Source organism: Kitasatospora sp. NPDC097605, from assembly GCF_040302725.1.
GTDB lineage: Bacteria > Actinomycetota > Actinomycetes > Streptomycetales > Streptomycetaceae > Kitasatospora.
Genome location: NZ_JBEOSF010000023.1, coordinates 39,286 through 56,293 on the forward strand (window position 1 = coordinate 39,286; position 17,008 = coordinate 56,293).

Annotated in this window: 13 protein-coding genes; 7 read left to right on the forward strand and 6 right to left on the reverse strand. The window is 73.8% G+C overall.

Going from position 1 to position 17,008, the window contains the following annotated elements; all coding sequences use genetic code 11:
* The 4 genes from ABTX81_RS24700 to ABTX81_RS24715 all read right to left on the reverse strand — a co-directional run bounded on the left by ABTX81_RS24700 (position 1) and on the right by ABTX81_RS24715 (position 6,552).
* The gene (locus tag ABTX81_RS24700; RefSeq protein WP_350549303.1) at positions 1–2,619 is read right to left on the reverse strand and encodes a serine/threonine-protein kinase; all 2,619 of its coding nucleotides are present in this window, start codon (positions 2,617–2,619) and stop codon (positions 1–3) included.
* Positions 2,619–4,037: a hypothetical protein gene (locus ABTX81_RS24705; protein ID WP_350549305.1), complete on the reverse strand. Its 1,419-nt coding sequence runs from the start codon at positions 4,035–4,037 to the stop codon at positions 2,619–2,621. The genes ABTX81_RS24700 and ABTX81_RS24705 overlap by 1 nt, the downstream gene beginning before the upstream one ends.
* 124 nt (positions 4,038–4,161) lie before the next feature.
* Positions 4,162–5,148, reverse strand: coding sequence for a glutamate ABC transporter substrate-binding protein (locus tag ABTX81_RS24710; protein WP_350549307.1), 987 nt, complete (start codon positions 5,146–5,148; stop codon positions 4,162–4,164).
* 15 nt (positions 5,149–5,163) lie between these two features.
* A complete protein-coding gene (locus ABTX81_RS24715; protein WP_350549309.1) occupies positions 5,164–6,552 on the reverse strand; it encodes a GlnX family signal transduction membrane protein in 1,389 nt (462 codons plus the stop codon).
* 320 nt (positions 6,553–6,872) lie between these two features.
* On the opposite strand from ABTX81_RS24715, the gene ABTX81_RS24720 reads away from it, so the two are divergent.
* From ABTX81_RS24720 to ABTX81_RS24730, 3 genes are all read left to right on the forward strand, one after another.
* Positions 6,873–7,448, forward strand: a complete 576-nt coding sequence (locus ABTX81_RS24720; RefSeq protein WP_350549311.1) for a nucleosidase — start codon at positions 6,873–6,875, stop codon at positions 7,446–7,448.
* A 38-nt stretch (positions 7,449–7,486) separates the two neighbouring features.
* On the forward strand, positions 7,487–8,008 hold the full coding sequence (locus ABTX81_RS24725) for a DinB family protein (protein WP_350549312.1): 522 nt from the start codon (positions 7,487–7,489) through the stop codon (positions 8,006–8,008).
* Between the two features lie 146 nt (positions 8,009–8,154).
* Entirely contained in the window at positions 8,155–9,600 is a 1,446-nt protein-coding gene (locus ABTX81_RS24730; protein WP_350549314.1) for a trypsin-like serine peptidase, read from the forward strand.
* A 75-nt stretch (positions 9,601–9,675) separates the two neighbouring features.
* Here the strand turns inward: ABTX81_RS24730 and ABTX81_RS24735 are convergent, their stop codons facing one another.
* Positions 9,676–10,623 carry a sigma-70 family RNA polymerase sigma factor gene (locus tag ABTX81_RS24735; protein WP_350549316.1) on the reverse strand — a complete coding sequence of 316 codons (948 nt, stop codon included), beginning with the start codon at positions 10,621–10,623 and terminating at the stop codon, positions 9,676–9,678.
* A 101-nt stretch (positions 10,624–10,724) separates the two neighbouring features.
* Here ABTX81_RS24735 and ABTX81_RS24740 point away from each other — a divergent pair, with 101 nt between their 5' ends.
* On the forward strand, positions 10,725–11,570 hold the full coding sequence (locus ABTX81_RS24740; RefSeq protein ID WP_350549318.1) for an SDR family oxidoreductase: 846 nt from the start codon (positions 10,725–10,727) through the stop codon (positions 11,568–11,570).
* Here ABTX81_RS24740 and ABTX81_RS24745 read toward each other — a convergent pair.
* Positions 11,557–12,180, reverse strand: a complete 624-nt coding sequence (locus tag ABTX81_RS24745) for a cysteine hydrolase family protein (RefSeq protein WP_350549320.1) — start codon at positions 12,178–12,180, stop codon at positions 11,557–11,559. The genes ABTX81_RS24740 and ABTX81_RS24745 overlap by 14 nt on opposite strands.
* A gap of 86 nt (positions 12,181–12,266) precedes the next feature.
* Here ABTX81_RS24745 and ABTX81_RS24750 point away from each other — a divergent pair, with 86 nt between their 5' ends.
* The 3 genes from ABTX81_RS24750 to ABTX81_RS24760 all read left to right on the forward strand — a co-directional run bounded on the left by ABTX81_RS24750 (position 12,267) and on the right by ABTX81_RS24760 (position 16,993).
* Positions 12,267–13,232 carry a GlxA family transcriptional regulator gene (locus ABTX81_RS24750; protein WP_350549322.1) on the forward strand — a complete coding sequence of 322 codons (966 nt, stop codon included), beginning with the start codon at positions 12,267–12,269 and terminating at the stop codon, positions 13,230–13,232.
* Between the two features lie 69 nt (positions 13,233–13,301).
* Positions 13,302–16,367, forward strand: coding sequence for an HD domain-containing protein (locus ABTX81_RS24755; protein WP_350549323.1), 3,066 nt, complete (start codon positions 13,302–13,304; stop codon positions 16,365–16,367).
* A complete protein-coding gene (locus tag ABTX81_RS24760; protein ID WP_350549324.1) occupies positions 16,367–16,993 on the forward strand; it encodes an SLATT domain-containing protein in 627 nt (208 codons plus the stop codon). The genes ABTX81_RS24755 and ABTX81_RS24760 overlap by 1 nt, the downstream gene beginning before the upstream one ends.
* Positions 16,994–17,008 lie beyond the last annotated feature (15 nt).

The following is a 17,008-nucleotide window of genomic DNA, read 5'->3' on the forward strand; positions in this document are numbered from 1 at the left end:
TTACACCCACGTCCTGGGACGGGCCCGATTGGCCCGTTCCACCATCTCGATCCTTGTTTCGGCCCGGTCGGCCAACCGGGCGAGTACCCGGTAGGACTGCTCCAGGGCGAACCGCAGTTCCCGTTCCACCGCGGGCCGTCCCAGCACGCTGACCTCGCCGCCGGTCCGGCCGGGGCCGGTGCCGCCGGGGGAGCCGGCGCTCACCCAGTCGAGCGCCGCGCCGAGCACCTCGACGGCGAGTTCCTCGCGGCGGCGGTCGTCCAGGCGCAGCGCGGTCAGCTGCTCGGAGCTCGCGCCGAGGTCGGCGCCGAGCGGGTCGGTGGCGGGCCGCTCGCGCAGCCTGGCCCGGACGGCGGCGATCCGGGCGGCGGTGTACTGGCTGGAGGTGGCCGGGACGGACTCCAGGACGGCGACGGCGCCGGCCCGGTCGTCTCCGGCGAGCCGGACCCGGGCCAGCCCGAAGGCGGCGCTCAGGTAGCTCTGGTCGGTGCTCCAGACCAGGCGGTAGAACTCGGCCGCGTCGCCGCCGTCGCCGAGGAGTTCGGCGCAGACGGCGAGCGCCAGCTTGGGGGCGGCCTCGCCGGGGAAGGCGTCGTAGACGGCGTCGAAGGCCTCGGCGGCGGCGCGCAGCGCGCGCTCGCGCGGGTCCGCCGGCCCGCCGGGCGAACCCTCGGAGGCGTCCGGCGCGTCCGGGGCGGTGTCCGGCGCGGTGTCCGGGTCACCGGCGGCGACCAGCGAGGCCAGGCCCCGGTACCAGACCACCCGCCAGTCGTCCGGGTGGTCCTGCTCCAGCGCGGTCAGCGCCTCGGCGGCCTGCCGTCCGCGGCCGAGTTCGAGCAGCGCGCGCAGTGCCCGCAGCCGGCGCTCGACCGAGTCGGTGGGGGCGCCGTCCAGCGCGGCCAGCGCCTCCCGCGGGTCGGTGGCCAGCAGGGTGGCGAGGAAGCCGGCGTTCGGGTCGGCCGGGTCGACCCGGGGGACGGGCAGCGCGAGCGCGGCGGCGCCGGGGTCGACGGCGGTCAGCCGCAGTTCCCCCGGCCGCGTCGTGGGCGCCACCAACTCGGTGTCGACGACGCGCAGTTCGGGCCCGAACAGGGTGGAAGGCGCGGGCCGGGCGCGGCCGTCCTGGAGCGCCAGCACCTCGCGCAGCACACCGGTGAGCTGGTCGGCCATCTCCTCGGCGGAGGCGAACCGGCGGGCCGGGTCGGGGTCGGTGGCGCGCACCAGCAGCCGGTAGTAGGACTCGTAGGCGGCGAACGCCGGGACGGTCTCCGGGCCGGGCAGGGTGTCCCGGTAGGTGGTGGAGTAGCCCTGGAAGTCGAAGCTGAGGACGGCGAGGGTGCGGGCCACCGTGTAGAGGTCGGAGGCGGGGGAGGGGCCGTCGGCGGCGATCTCCGGCGCCTGGTAGCCGATGGTGCCGTAGATCGGGCCGTCGTCGTCGAAGCGGCGGACGGCGCCCATGTCGATGATCTTGAGCGTGTCGCCGCTCTGGATCACGTTGTCGATCTTGAAGTCGCAGTAGACCAGGCCGCGCTGGTGCAGGTAGCCCAGCGCGGGCAGCGCCTCCAGCGCGTAGGCGATCGCCTGCTCGACCGGCAGCGGGTCGCGCCGGCCGTCCGGGGTGCGGCGCCCGTTGGCGATGTCCTTGAGCGACTTGCCGCCGACGTACTCCATCACGATGTAGCCGTCGGTGGCGCCGGTCCGCAGATCGGGGTGCTCGGCGAAGTTGATGATGCGCACGATGCTCGGGTGGTCCACCTCGGCCAGGAACCGGCGCTCGGCGACGGCCACCGCCAGCGCGTCCTCGTCCCCGGTGTCCAGCAGGCCCTTGAGCACCACCCACTTGTCGTTGACCCGCCGGTCCACCGCCAGGTAGATCCAGCCGAGCCCGCCGTGCGCCAGGCAGCCCACCACCTCGTACTGCCCGCCGACCAGGTCGCCCCGGCGCAGCTTGGGGGTGAACGAGTACGGGGTGCCGCACTTGGTGCAGAAGCCCTCCGGGCGGCCCGGCGTGCCGTTCCGCTCCCGGCCCACCGGGGCGTCGCACTTGGAGCAGTACCGCTTGCGTTCCGGCACCTCCGGGTTCTCCAGCACCGCCTGCGCCGGGTCGGCGGCCGGGACGGTCGGCACCGTCACCAGGCCGGCGCCCAGGCGGTGCCGGTTGGCGGTGGTGCTGCCGCGGCTGCTGCGCACCGAGACCGAGCGGCCGCTGCCGGTACGGCTCGAACGGTGCGAGCGGGAGCGGCCGGACAGCGCGCGGGACGACGCGCTGCGGGCCGAGGCGCTGTGCACCGAGGTGCGGGCCGAGCCGGTGTCCGGGTCGAAGGCGATCTCCACCGTGGAGGTGTGCGCCGGGGAGCCGGACGTCCCGGGGCGCGGGGCCGGGACCCCGGGCGGGGTGAGGCCGCACTCGTCGCAGTAGCCGTCGGCGTCGATCGTCCCGGCGCAGTCGCGCGGGCAGGGGTCGCCCGCCGCGGCCGGGGCGGGCGCCGACGGTCCGGTGGCGGTCTTCACCGAGGAGGTGCCCTTGCCCTCCGGGGCCAGCCCGCACTCGTCGCAGTAGCCGTCCGCGTCGATCGTCCCGGCGCCGCCGCACTCCGGCCGCGCGCATGTCTCGCCCATCACCCTCGGCCCCCCTGTACCCGTCCGTCGACAGCCTGCCCGTCGACCGGCTCCCCGCCGGTCCACGCCCCGCCCTGCTCCGTCCCGGCCCCGGTCCCGGTTCCGGCTCCGTTCGCCTCCGGCCCGTCCGCTTCCGGGCGCAGCGCCTGCTGGAACCGGGCCACCGCGGCGGCCGCCGCCCGCAGGTCGCACGGCGCGCTCCACAGCAGCCAGCGCGCCTTCTCGTACCGCTCCACCACCTCCGGGTCCTCGGCCAGCCGCAGCCGGGCCGCCATCGCCTTGTACGCGTCCAGGCGTCCGCGCAGCTCGGCCCGGACGGCCAGCGGCTGGGTCACCTCGGTCAGCGACTGCCGGGCCCGGGCCAGCTCCTTGGCGGCCGCGTCCTCCAGCGCGTCCAGCAGCGGCGCCAGCCGGTACCACTGCCCGCTCTGCCGCAACTCCAGGGCCACCACGATCCGTTCGCGCAGCGCCGAGGCCGGGCCGGGGACGGCCGGCACCTCGGTGGCGGCGATCTTCGCCAGCACCTCGCCGCGCGCCCGGCGGGCCTCGGCGAGCGTGGCGTCGGCCCGCTGCAGCAGGTCCCCGACGCCCTGCAGGCGCTCCTCGGCGTCGTCGCGCAGCCGCAGCAGGTTCTCCAGCTCCAGCCGGACGCCGTCCAGCGACCGCCCGGCCAGGTCGAAGCGCTCGGTGTCCACCACCCCGGACGGCGTGGCGAGCGCGCCGCCGTCCGGCACCGTGCCGCGCTGGGCGGGGACGCGCGCGGGCCGCCAGAGCGCCAGCGGGTCGCTGCGCACCTCGGCCCGCAGCCCGCCCAGGTCGGCGTCCAGCGCGTCCAGGTCGTCGCCGAGCGGATGGGTGCCGGCACGCACACCGAGCGAGGCGGCCAGGGTCTGCACCCGGCGCAGTTCGGCGATCAGCAGGTCGATCCGGGCGGGCAGCGCCGTCCAGACCGCGTCGGCCGCCGCGACCACCTCCAGGACGGTGGCGTACCAGGCGTTCATCCGGTCCATCAGCCCGTCCAGGCTGACCCGCTCGACCAGCCGGGCGGGGGCGCCGAGCAGCCGCGGGCCGTCCGGCGCACCGCCGGGCACGGTGACCGCGTCGCCGGTCAGCAGCTCGCTCAGCTCGGTGAGTTCGGGCCCGCCCGGCCGGGCCTTGCGGGCCCGTACCGCGCGGGCCGAGGCGAGCGCCTCGGAGTAGCGGTCGAACAGCGCCCAGAGCAGCGGCAGGCCCTGGCCGACGACGGCCCAGCGCTCCTGGGTCCGCCCGGTCAGTTCGGCGCCGTCGAGCAGGCGCAGGCCCGCGTGGTCCTGGAGGGAGAGCAGCGCCGACTCGACCGCGTCGCGTTCCGCGCCGAGGCGCGCCAGCGCGCGGTCCACCTCCTCCCGGCTCAGGACCGGGCCGGCCGAAGCCGCCATCGCTCTCTCCCCTCCGCCGTCCGTTCCGCCTGTGCCACCTGCTCCGTCGCGCGTCCCCGGGGACCGCCGCCGGCCCCGCGGGCCGCCGGACAGACCCTAACGCGTGCCCCCGCCCGTGCGGCCGTCACCGCTGTGCCGGCCAGTGCCGGTCGGCGTCGTCCCGCAGGTACGGCTTGAGCCAGGTGTCGTACGCGCGGCGCCAGGCGCCGCCGTTGTAGTAGTCGTCGAGCACCTGGTTGACCCGGGCCGTCAGATCGGTGCTGTCCTTGAGCATCGCGACGCCCATCACGCCCGGCCGCACCTCGCCGTCCAGCACCTTGACGGTCTGGTCCTGCGCCGCCTGCCCGGCCGCCAGGCCGTCGTCGGTCATCGTCGCGTCGACCTTGCCCAGCTGCATCAGCACCAGGCAGTCCAGGTTGTTCTCCACGGGGACGACCTGCTTGAGCGGACGGGTCTTCAGCTCCACCAGGGCGGTGGAGCCGGTCGCCGCGCACGCGGTGGTGCCGTTCAGCGCCTCGTCGAGGGTCTTCGCCGGCGAGGTCCTGGGCACCAGGACGCGCTGGCTGGTGGTGAAGTACGGCCGGGAGAAGGCGATCTCCTGCAGCCGTTCGCAGGTGATCGACATGGTGCGGACGATGATGTCGACCCGGCCCTCCTTGATGTACTTGATCCGGTCGGCGGTCGGCACCGCCTTGAACACCACCTTCTCCGGGTCGCCCATGATCGCGGTGCCGATCGCCCGCGCGAGGTCGATGTCGAAGCCCTCCAGCCGGCCGGTGTTGGGGTTGCGCGAGCCCCACCGGTAGCTGTTCAGGTCGATGCCGACGACCAGGCTGCGGCGGGCCTTGATGGCCTGCACCGCCGCGCCGTCCACGGTGCTCGGCGGGACGCTCTTGTAGAGGTCGCAGGGCTCCGCCTGACCGCTCTGCTCCGCCTGGTCCTGCTCGGCGGCCAGCGGCACCTGAGCCGGTGCGCCGGCCCCGTGGCCGCCGGGCGGCCCGCCCGCGCCGAGCACCAGCGCGCCGGAGGCCAGCAGCGCCAGCGCCGCCGCCGTCCGGGCCGCCCGCAGCGCCGCGGCGCGGCCCCGTCCCCGGTCCGTGATCGTGCCCATCTCGTCCGTCCCCCTCTACCGGTACTCGGCCAGTCGGCGGCCGAGGCCGCCCAGTGCCGCGACGGCGGCCAGCAGGCCCAGTGCCGCGACCGCCGCGGCGGCGGTGCGCAGGTCCTCGTCGACGCCCAGCGCCTCGTCCCGGAACCGGCCCTCCTCCAGCACGGCGGCGTGCGCCAGCTGCCGGTCGGCGGCGGCGAACGCGGCGTCGGCCGTCTTCGGCGCGTCGGCCTCACCGGCCGTCACGGTGGCGTCCAGCGCGGCCTGGTAGTCGCCCTGGTTCTCCAGCGCGGTGGCCGCGGTGTGCCGTTCGTTCCACTGCCCGTAGTCGCGCAGCGCCTGGTCGACGGTGGCCCGGGCGTCCGCCGGCGCCAGGGCCTGGGCCTGGGCCAGGGTGCCGGACGGCTCGCCGCCCTCGGGCCGGGCGTAGAGGTGGCCGGTGGTGTCCGACCAGAGCTTCGCGTAGGTGGTGCTGGAGCCGCGCGACACGTAGTGCAGGTTCTCCGCCAGCCGGGCGGTCAGCACGTCCACCCGGGCCGCGTTGAGCGCCCGCAGCGGCGCGCCCCCCTCGCGCTCGCCGCGCCCGAGCGCCGAGCCGGCGCCGGTCGCGCTCACCGCCAGCCAGAGCACCGCCGCCAGGACGGACGCGGTGGCGGCCAGCAGTCCGATGTTGAAGACCCGGTTGGTCCGCCGGAAGAGCGTCAGCTGCACCCAGGCCAGCGCCAGCAGCGCCACCAGCCCCAGCGCGTACCCGGCCCACGGGGTGGCCCGGGCCTCGGCCAGGTCGTCGGCCAGCACCTCGTTCTGGGCGGCCGACAGCCGGGCGGCGGCCGGCAGCAGCTCGGTGCGCATCCGCTCGGAGGCGTACCGCTGGTAGGCGCCGCCGAGCGGGAAGCCCTGCCGGTTGTTGGCCCGGGCGCTCTCCACCAGCCCCGCGTACTCCGGCACCTTCTGGTTCAGGGAGGAGAGCAGTTCCTGGAGGTCCGAGGAGGCGGTGGTGCGGGCGGCCGCCTCGGCGATCAGCTGGGAGGCCGTCCTGAGGTCCTGCTCGTAGCGCTCCCGGACCGCCCGCGGCTCGGCGCCCGCGAGCAGGAAGCCGCTCGCCGCGGTGGCGTCCGCGTCGGCCAGCGAGCGGTTGATCTCGGCGGCGGCCTGGCTGAGCGGCTGGCTGGAGTCGACCACCCGCTCGGCCGCCCCGGCGCGGGAGTTCAGCTGGACGGCGGTCAGCGCGCCGAACGCCAGGGCCAGCACCGCGAGCAGCGCCCCGGCCAGCCGCAGCCGCCCCGGCGCGGTCCGGGTGGCCCGCCCCAGCCGGGCGAGCGGCCCGCGCCGCGGGACCGCCTCCGCCGTGCCGCCGGACCGCGGCGCGGGCGGTCCCGGCTTCTCGATGCGCACCGGTGTCGCCACCAGCCACCCCCTCCCCAGTGGCCCGCCCTCCGTCTCCGGGGCCCGGCCGTTGCCAGCAGTATGGCCGTCACTCCCGGCGGCCACACCCGAGTTGCGCGGATCTTGAGCTGTGCGTCCCCTGCGGTGCTCCGCTGCCCGGCCCTCCCCGGCCCGGGCCGCCCCGAGGCGCGGGGCGGGCGGCGAACGGGTCGACGCGGCACGCACCCTACGCGGTTCCCGGACGATTCGGAGGCTCGGGGTCCGTTTGTGCGGGTGTGCACTCACCGGCGCGGGCGGTTCGTGTGCCGGTGCGGCGGCCGGGCCCTCCGTACGATGGCGGCATGCGTCTTCTGGGAACGATCTCCGCCGACCGACCGCTGCTCGTCGTCGCCGTCCGGGAGGAGGCCGCCCACCTCGGCGACCACCTGCCGGTGCTGCTCACCGGCATCGGCAAGGTCAACGCCGCCGCCGCGCTGGCCACCGTCCTCGCCGAGGGCCCGCACCCCTCCGAGGTGGTCAACCTCGGGACCGCCGGCGCCCTGCGCCCCGGCTGGGAGGGCACCCACACCGTCACCCAGGTGATTCAGCACGACCTCGACACCCCGACCCTCTACGCCCTGACCGGCCGCACCTACGGCGCCCCGCTGGTGGTCGGCAAGGGCGAGGGCCCGGTGCTGGCCACCGGCGACCTCTTCGTCTCCGACCCGGACGCCCGCGACCGGCTGGCCGAGCACGCCGACCTGGTCGACATGGAGGGCTACGCCCTCGCCACCGTCGCCCACCGGGCCGGCCTGCCGGTCCGCCTGGTCAAGCACGTCAGCGACGAGGCGGGCGACGGCGCCGCCCACACCTGGCGCGAGACCGTCGACGACTGCGCCCGCCACCTCGCCGACTGGCTCCACACCCAGGGCTGGTGACGATCAGTCGGGAGCGGCGCCGTGGTTAGGGTGGCGGCATGACCGATGACGCCATCACCGTGAGCGGGCGGGCCGACCTGCGACCGCCGGGGATCAACGCCGATGAGCACAGCACGTTGCTCGCCTTCCTCGACTACCTGCGCGACTGCGTGATCGCCAAGACCGAGGGGCTCTCCGACGAGGACGCCCGGCGTCCCGGCGTCCCGTCCGGGACCAGTCTGCTGTGGCTGGTGCGCCACCTCACCGCCGTCGAACTCAACTGGTTCCTCTGGGCCTACCGGGGCGACGACGTCGAGCCGTGGGACGACGACGCGCCGTCGCCGGGGGACGAGACGGTGGCGGAATCGGTCGCCGCGTACCGGGCTGCGATCGCCCGCGCCAACGAGGTGATCGCCGGGGCGGCGGGCGCGACCGACCGTCCCGGCGTGCGCTCGCTGCGCCCCGACGCCGAAGCGCCGTCGATGCGTTGGCTGCTGGTGCACATGATCGAGGAGACCGGCCGGCACGCCGGGCACGCCGACATCATCCGCGAGCGGCTGGACGGCTCGGTCGGCCGCTGACGGGGGCGGGTGGGCACCTGCTGACGGACAGTGGAATACTCCCCCGCGCAGTACCCGGCGCCGCTCCGGCGGCGCCGGGTGTTTTCATACAGGGGGAACAGAAGTTCATGTCATCGACTGACAGAAATGTTGGCCGTCGTCGTACCGTGCGCACCGCCCGGACGGCCCTCGGGGCCTCGGCGCTCGCGCTGACGATGCTCACCACCGCGGCCTGCGGGCCGGACAACAGCTCGGCCGACTCGGCCGTGACCGCGGCGGCGGGTCCGGCCGGGGGGCCGAACCTGGGACTGCCCGCCAACCTCGACGATCTGAAGAAGTGGAAGTTCGAGGACTGGGAGAAGTGGGCGAAGGACTACGCCCTCCCGGCGGCCGCCAAGGGGTTCTGGACGCTGGACAAGCTGCTCAAGGCCAAGCCCAAGGAGCCGATCGCGCCGCCGGCGCCGCCCACGGCCGCACCCGCCCAGCCGCCGGCGCAGCCCAGCCGGCCGGGTGCGCCGGCCACCCAGCCCGGCGCGCCGTCGTCCGCCCCGGCGAGCAAGCCGCCGGCGGGGCAGCCCACCCAGCCGGGGCACCCGACGCCGCCGCCCGCCGCGCCGACGACACCGGCCGCGCCGAAGCCGTCCAACACCCAGCAGCCGGCCTCGCAGGCCCCGGCCCCGCCGGCGCAGCCGAGCCAGGCTCCGGCCCAGCCGCCCGCCCAGCCGTCGCAGGCTCCGGCCCAGCCCGGTGCGCCGTCCGCGCCGCCCGCTCAGCCGGCCCAGCCCGCGGACAACGGCAACGACCCGCTGCCCAGGACCGTCAATGCCCAGCCCCTCCCGCACCCGTACGCCAAGCCCGGCGTGCACGGGAAGCTGTTCGCCGACGAGCCCGGCAGCGGTGCCGACGCCGCCGCCGGCCTGGGCCACTACCAGTGCTCCGCCACCGTGGTCGCCGACCCGGCCCACCCCGGCAAGAGCAACCTGGTGTGGACCGCCGGCCACTGCGTCCACCAGGGCAAGGCCGGTAAGTACTACAGCAACATCTCCTTCATCCCGGCGTTCAACAGCGCCGGAGCGCTCAGCGGCGGCAAGCAGGCCGAAGAGTCCCAGTACGCGCCGTTCGGCATCTGGAACGCCACCCAGGCGGTGACCTCCCCGCAGTGGAAGGCCGAGGGCGGCGAAGGCGGCTCCCCGGCCACCCACTACGACTTCGCGATCATCCGGGTGCAGCCCGCCGACGGCGCCAAGTCGCTGGAGGAGACGGTCGGCGGCGCGGTGCCGGTCTGGTTCAACGCCCCGCGCGACCAGCTGAGCATCACCGAGTACGGCTACCCGGCGGCCCCGCCGTTCGACGGCATGGAGCTCAACCGCTGCGAGAGCGGCAAGCCGAGCCGGCTGTCGTACGACCCGACCCGCCCGCCGATGCTCGCCCTCGGCTGCACCATGACCGGCGGTTCCAGCGGCGGCGGCTGGCTGGCGGTGAAGGACGGCAAGCCGGCGCTGGTCAGCAACGTCTCGGTCGGCAAGCACACCGGTGACCCGAAGTTCCAGGCCGGCCCGTACCTGGACGACGTCGCGGCCGGCGCGTACGACTTCATCTCCAAGAAGGGCTGACGCCTCCCGGCACCCCGTTGGACGGCCGCCCCCGCGCACCCCTCCGGTGCGCGGGGGCGGCCGTTTCCCGGTGGCTCAGTCCGCGAACGCCGCCAGGTCCAGCGCGGCCAGCCGCTCCGGGTCGCTGAGCACGTCGATCGCCACGATCGCGCCGTCCACCACGGTGAACGCCATGACCGACACCGCCCGGCCGTTGGCGCCGATCACCACCACGCCCGCCGCGCCGTTGATCAGCGCCGGGCGCGCGTACGGCGACAGGCTGTGGAACATGACCGCCTGCCCCGCGACCGTCCGGGCGCCCTGGAGCACCACCGGACGCCGGTCCCGGCCGACGTTGCCGTCCGCCCGCAGCACCACCTCCGGGTCCAGGACGGCGAGCAGCGCGTCGAGGTCCCCGGTGTGGGTGGCGGCGAAGAACGCGTCGACGGCCACCCGCTGCCGGGCGAGGTCCCGGTCCGGCGCCGGCGCCCGGCCCTGCACCTTGCGGCGGGCCCGGCTGGCCAGCTGGCGGGTCGCGGCCGCCGTCTTCTCGATCAGCGGGGCGATCTCCTCGAACGGCACGGCGAACATGTCGTGCAGCACGAAGGAGACCCGCTCGGCGGGGGAGAGCGACTCCAGGACCACCATCAGCGCCAGCCCGACCGAGTCGGCGAGCAGCACCTCCTGCTCCGGGTCCGGCGCGTCCGCCCGCCCGATCAGCGGGTCCGGTATCCGCGGCGGCACGTCGGCCCCGGACCCTTCGGCGCGCGACTCGAAGGACTCCTCGCGGCGCTGCGCCCGCGCGCGCAGCTGGGTGAGGCAGAGCCGCCCGATCACCGTGGTCAGCCAGCCGCCGAGGTTCTCCACCTCCGAGGTGTCGGTGCGGTCGTAGCGCAGCCAGGTGTCCTGGACGGCGTCCTCCGCCTCGGCGAGCGAGCCGAGCATCCGGTAGGCGACCGCCCGCAGGTGCGGCCGGTGCGCCTCGAACAGCTCCGCGGCCGGGGAGGGCCCGGCGGATCCGGCGGCCAGAATCTTTTCGTCCACCCGTGTCACATTCCTTCGTCGCCGTCAGTCAAAGCTCCGGAACCACGAACCTAACGGCTCCACCGGAGGCCCGGCTTCCGGCCGGCGAAGGAGAGACGACCATGACGAACCCGACCAGCCAGACGAACCCGACCGGCCCGATCGGCGGCCCCGTCCTGGTGACCGGCGGCACCGGCACCCTCGGCCGGCACGTCGTGCCGCTGCTGCGGCGCGCGGTGGGCCAGGAGGTCCGGGTGCTCACCCGCAACCCCCGCCCGGCCGCCGACGGCGTGACCTACCTGGCCGGGGACCTGCGGACGGGGGACGGTGTGGACGCGGCGGTGGCCGGCGCCGAGGTGGTGCTGCACCTGGCCGGCGACGCCAAGCACGACGAGGCCACCACCCGCACCCTGGTCGACGCCGCCCGCCGGGCCGGGGTGCGGCACCTCGTCTACATCTCGGTGATCGCCGCCGACCGGGTGCCGCTCGGCTACTTCCGGGCCAAGCACGCCGCCGAGCGGATCGTCGCCGAGTCGGGCGTCCCCCACACCACGCTGCGCGCCGCCCAGTTCCACGACCTGACGCTCAAGACCGCGGCCGCGATGGCCAAGCTGCCCGTCGTCCCGGCGGTCAACGGCATCCGCTGGGAGCCGGTGGACGCCCGGGACGTCGCCGAGCGCCTGGTCGAGCTGGCCCTGGCCGCGCCCGCCGGGCTCGTCACCGACCTCGCCGGCCCCACCGTGCGCACGCTCGGCGACCTGACCCGCGACTACCTGGCGGCCGCCGGCAAGCGCCGTCCGATGCTGCCGCTGCGCGCCCCCGGCAAGGTCGGCCGCTGCTACCGGGAGGGCGTCAACCTGGCCGCGCCCGGGGCCGACCGGGGCGCCCGCACCTGGGAGGCGTTCCTCGCCGAGACCTTCCCGGCGGGCACGGCCGCGGCCGCCACCGGCCGGGTCAGGACCAGCTGACGGTGGCCGGCTCGCCGGTCTTGGCCGCGCTCACCACGGCCTCGGTGGTCACCACCTTGGCGAATCGCATCGCGTGCAGCACCGTCCGGGTGGCGCGGGCGAGTTCGGCGGCGGGGACGGTCACGCCGTCCGGGCCGGTCTGGTCGAAGGCGTGCATGGCGTCGACCGGGAAGACCGCGTCGTAGCCGAGGTTGCCCGCCATCCGGGCGGTGGTCTCGTTGCACACGTTGGTGATGATCCCGGTGATCACCACCTGCCGGGCGCCCCGCTCCTGGAGCCAGGCGTGCAGGTCCGGGGTGCCGTAGAAGGCGCTGTTCACCGTCTTGGTGATGTGCAGGTCGGGCGTGACCGCCGCCACGAAGTCCTTCAGCTCGTAGCCGGGCGTGCCCTTCGCGAGCGGGCCGGCCGCGGACTCGTGCTGGACGGTCACCACCGGCCGTCCGGTGGCCTGCCACACGTCGATCAGTTCGCCGATCCGCTGCTCGGCCCCGGGGTTGTCGCGCTCGCCCCAGAAGGTGTGGTCCTCGAAGCCCTTCTGGACGTCGATGACGACCAGGACGGCGTCGGAGTCGATGGTGAGCGGGGCGTCGAGGGCGCTGGTGTTCGTCATGCGTCCATCCTGCGGCGGGCCAGGACGGCGCCGTGAGCGGCAGTGGAGCCACCTATCGATACGATCCTGCCACTACGATCCTGCCCATGCGGGTGGTGGGGTGTGTGATCTTCGACGGTGTCCGGCCGTTCGACTACGCGGTGATCGGCGAGGTCTGGGCCAATCGGGGCAGCCGGCCCGGCGTGCCCGCGTTCGACCTGCGGATCTGCGGGCCGGAGGGCGCCCGGGTCCGGTTCGACGGCGGGCTGGAGCGCGTCCCGGACTTCGGGCTGGACGCGCTCGCCGGGTGCGACCTGGTCGTCGTGCCCGGCATGCAGCGGACCGACGACCCCGTCGACCCCGCCGTGGTCGCCGCCCTGCGGGCCGCCCACGAGCACGGCGTCACCCTCGCCTCGCTCTGCGCGGGCGCCTTCCTGCTCGCCGAGGCCGGCCTGCTCGACGGCCGCCCCGCCACCACCCACTGGGCCTTCGCCGACGAACTCGCCCGCTGCTTCCCGGCGGTGGACGTCCGCCCCGAGGTGCTGTTCACCGGCGAGGGCGGCCTGTGGACCTCGGCCGGGGTGGCGGCCGGCATCGACCTCTGCCTGCACCTGGTCCGCGCCGCCCACGGCGAACGGGCGGCCGCGGCGATCGCCCGCGCCATGGTCACGGCTCCGTTCCGGTCGGGCGGCCAGGCCCAGTTCATCCCCTCCCCGGTGCCGCAGCCGGCGGAGTCCGACGACCCCCTGGCGCGCGTCCGCACCGAGGTCCTGGCCGCCCTCGACACCCCCTGGACGGTGCGCCGGATGGCCGCGCTGGCCGTGATGTCCGAACGCACCTTCGCCCGCCACTTCGCCGCCACCACCGGCACCACCCCGCTGCGCTGGCTCCTCGACCAGCGCATCCTCACCGCCCAACGCCTCCTGGAGGACACCGACCTCCCGGTGGACGAGGTCGCCACCCGCTGCGGCTTCGCGTCGGCCGTCTCCCTGCGCCCGCCGTTCACGGCCCGGCTGGGCGTGCCGCCGCGGGAGTACCGGCGGACGTTCCGGGGGAAGGGGCACGCCTGTTGATCAGTCAAACTCCCGGACCAGGTGGTCACTTGGCGCTAGCATTCAGCGACCGAAGCCCTGGGAGTTGGTTTGAGCGAGTTTCCTTCGGAAGCCGAACGGCGCGCGAGCGAGGCCTGTGACCTGTCGGTCGGCGGCGGCCTCAGCCTGGCACAGACCAGGAAGGAGTTGAAGGAACTCCTCGGGCGGATCGGCAGCTTCGGCTTCTTCGACGAGTACACCAAGCACGACATCTCGCACATCGACACGATGCTCGGCACGCTCGACTGGCTGGTCACGCCGAAGACCCGGGAGGCGATGACGCCGGCGGACTGGCTGCTGATCGTGCTCGCCGTCTACTTCCACGACCTGGGCATGCTGGTCACCAAGAGCGAGTTCGCGCGGCGCGAGGAGTCGGACTTCCCCCGGTTCTGCGCCGAGATCCGCAACGCCTCGGACTCCGACAGCCGGGACTACCTCGCCCGGCTCGACGTCCTGGGCGAGGAGGAGCGCGAGCGTTTCCTCTACCAGGAGTTCGTCCGCCACCACCACGCGGCCCGGGTGCGGAAGTGGATCACCGGGGAGACGTCGCCGAACCTCGGTGCGACGGACCGGGTCGTCACGGAGATCCAGAACCTCCTCCGGTCGCTCGACGAGACGTTCCGGGAGGACCTCGCCAAGGTGTGCGAGAGCCACCACCTCGACGACCTCTACGACGTGAAGAAGTACCCCGTCAAGCAGTACTACGGCGCGTCCGAGCGCGAGCGGGCCAACGTCCAGTTCGCGGCGATCCTGCTCCGCTCGACCGACCTCCTGCACATCACCAGGGACCGCACCCCGTCCATCGCCTTCCGGGTCCTGAACCCGGTCGACCCGATCAGCCAGAACGAGTGGGCCAAGCAGCGGGCGGTCCGGGCGGTCGTCGCCGCGGACGGGAAGGACCGGGAGGGCGTTCCCTCGGAGGACGCGCACAAGGACACCATCGCCGTCTACGCCACCCCCGCCGACGACGCGGGGTACTTCGGCCTCACCTCCTACCTGCGGTACGCCGAGAAGCAGTTGCAGTTGAGCTTCGAGTGGGCCCAGCGGTCCAACGTCAAGCACGGGACGAAGTACTTCTTCCCCTGGCGGGCCATCGACAAGAGCGCGGTCGGCCTGAAGGACATGGTCGGCCAGTTCAAGTTCACCATCGACCAGCAGAAGGTGCTGGACCTCCTCACCGGCCACACGCTCTACAACGACACCAATGTGGTCCTCCGCGAACTCCTGCAGAACTCGATCGACGCCGTGCGGCTGCAGTTCGGTGCGCGGGCTCCCGAGTGCGGCAGGGTCGACATCCGGTGGGACAGCAAGGCGCGCACACTGGAGATCTGCGACAACGGGACCGGGATGACGCAGAGCGTCATCGAGAACAACCTCCTCCGGACCGGCTCCAGCCGTTACCAGGACCCCGAATTCAAGAAGCGGCACCCGGACTTCGCCCCCATCAGCCGGTTCGGCATCGGTGTGCTGTCGACCTTCATGGTGGCCGACCAGGTGGAGATCATCACCTGCCACCCGGACGAGGAGGAGGCCCGCCAGCTGTCACTGCGCTCGGTGCACGGCGACTACCTGGTGCACAAGCTCGACAAGGGTCAGGACCTGCCCGAGGCGATCCGGCACCACGGGACGTTGGTCCGGCTCACGCTGAGGCCGAGTGCCGAACTGGCGGGCGTGACGGGGACCGCTCGGCACTTCGTGGTGCTTCCCGCGTGCAAAGTCACCGTCCAGGAGGACGACGGCGAGGTCCAGAGCATCGGGTACGCCTCCATCAAGGAAGCGTTGACGGATCTGCTCACGCGGTCGAGGTGGATCGGTGCGCGGGGTCTCGAACGCGGCAGGACCAAGATTGTCGAGAGCTCCATCGGCGAGATGTCGATCGCCTTCGCCGTGGGCTGGAACAAGTACTTCAGCGAGTGGGACTTCCTCTCCCCGGTGCGGGTCGACGGGTCGGACGCCGGCGAGGCCGTGGGGGTCTGTGTGGGCGGGGTGAGAGTGCAGTCGTCGGCACCCGGCTATTGGAGCGGCGGGCCGATTCTTGCGATCGCCAACACCTCCGGGGCGAACTCCCCGCGCACCAACGTCGCCCGGACGGCCCTGGAGCCGACCCCGGAGCAGGAGGAGTTCGTCCGCGCGTGCTACAGGGCGTACTGCGACCATGTGGTCGACGAGATTCAGCAGCTGCACACGCAGCGCGGCTTCTCCATCACCTGGGCAGCGGAGGAAGCGGCGATCATCGCTCACCCGCTCCTGATTTCGCACACCAGCCCGACATCGCGTACGGCGCTCCGGGACGCGGTGCGCCGTATCCCGTTCTTCCTCATCGAGGAGGACGGCGAGCGGAAGTGTGTCACCGCCGATGAGCTGCGCCGGTTCGAGGAACTCGAGACCACCGAGAGCGCGGTGACCGAGCACGTGGAACACCTGCTTCGCGAACTCCCGGGCGGAACGCGTGAGTCGGTCGTCGCCCTGCTCGGCGCGAGGAGCGGCGACGCGCAGACGGGAAGAGTTCCGGTCCTGTGCAGCCACCTGGGTCGGCACAGCGAGGTCGACGGGTTGTTCCTGCACGACTGGGAGATCGGCCGGGTGACGGGAGACATTGCGAACCGCGCCTGCACGGTCGGCTGGGTGCGCAAGGGGGAGCGGCCGCGGTGGACTTCGGCCGGCGTGCCGGACTCGGGCCTGGGAGCCCTCGACCGGGAGATCGACCGGACCGGCGCGCTCTCTCCGCTGGTCCGGATCCCGATCGGTGACGTGGACGTGGAGGGATTCTCCGGCGACATGCGGGGGTTCATCGTGGGAGACACGCGGCACCTCCTGCCGGGCCACCCCTGGTCGGCGATGGTGGACGAGCTGACCTCCTCCCGGAGCACAGACGCGAAGGAGCGTCTGGAACTGCTCTGCCGGCTGATCTCACAGCGCGTCTTCTTCGAGGAATCGGAGAAGCACAGGATTCACCGGAGGTACTTCTCCGTAGCGGAGTTGGAGGAGATCATCAAGCGCGTGGGTCTGTACGAGATGGTCGACTGGAGTACGTTCGGGGCGATCTGCCGGTCTCCGGAGAGTGCGGTGACGTTCTTCGACACCCGTAAGTGGAGTCGCTGGCAGGGGGGTTACTGATGACGGTGCCGATCGAGCCGGACGCTGCCCGCGTCACGGCGGCGGGGGATCTGCGGGCGGTGCGGCTGCCCGATCTGTCGGGGGCGGCGGATCTGGGGGTGGGGCTGCGGGAGTTGTACCTGTGGGTCGAGGCGTACGCGGTCGAGTCGATCAACTGGTACACCAAGGAGAAGGTGGCCAAGGCGCGTTGGTCGAAGTTCCTGCGGTTGGCGGCGGTGGTCAGCATCGCCGGGGGGACGGTGACGCCGGTGGTCGCGGTGGGGATGGGGTGGGCGGGGGAGTCGATCTGGGGGTACGGGCTGATCGGGCTCGGTGCGTGCTTCGTGGCGATGGACCGGGTGTGCGGGTACTCGTCCGCGTGGATGCGGTACGTCTCGACGGCGATGTCGTTGAACCGGCAGCTGGTGCGGTTCCAGGCGTTCTGGCCGAGGATCGAGGCGCGGTTCGCGGCCAATCCCACGGATGAGGAATTCGCCCTCGCCGCCCAGGAGTTGTCACGGTTCGTGGACGACTTCGCGCTGCTGGTGGAGAACGAGACGATGATGTGGGTGGCCGAATTCCAGAGCCACCTCGTGCAGTTGGAGTCCGGGTCGGTGCCGGCGCTGCCCTCCCAGGCGCCGCGCTAGCGGGTGGCGGAGGCG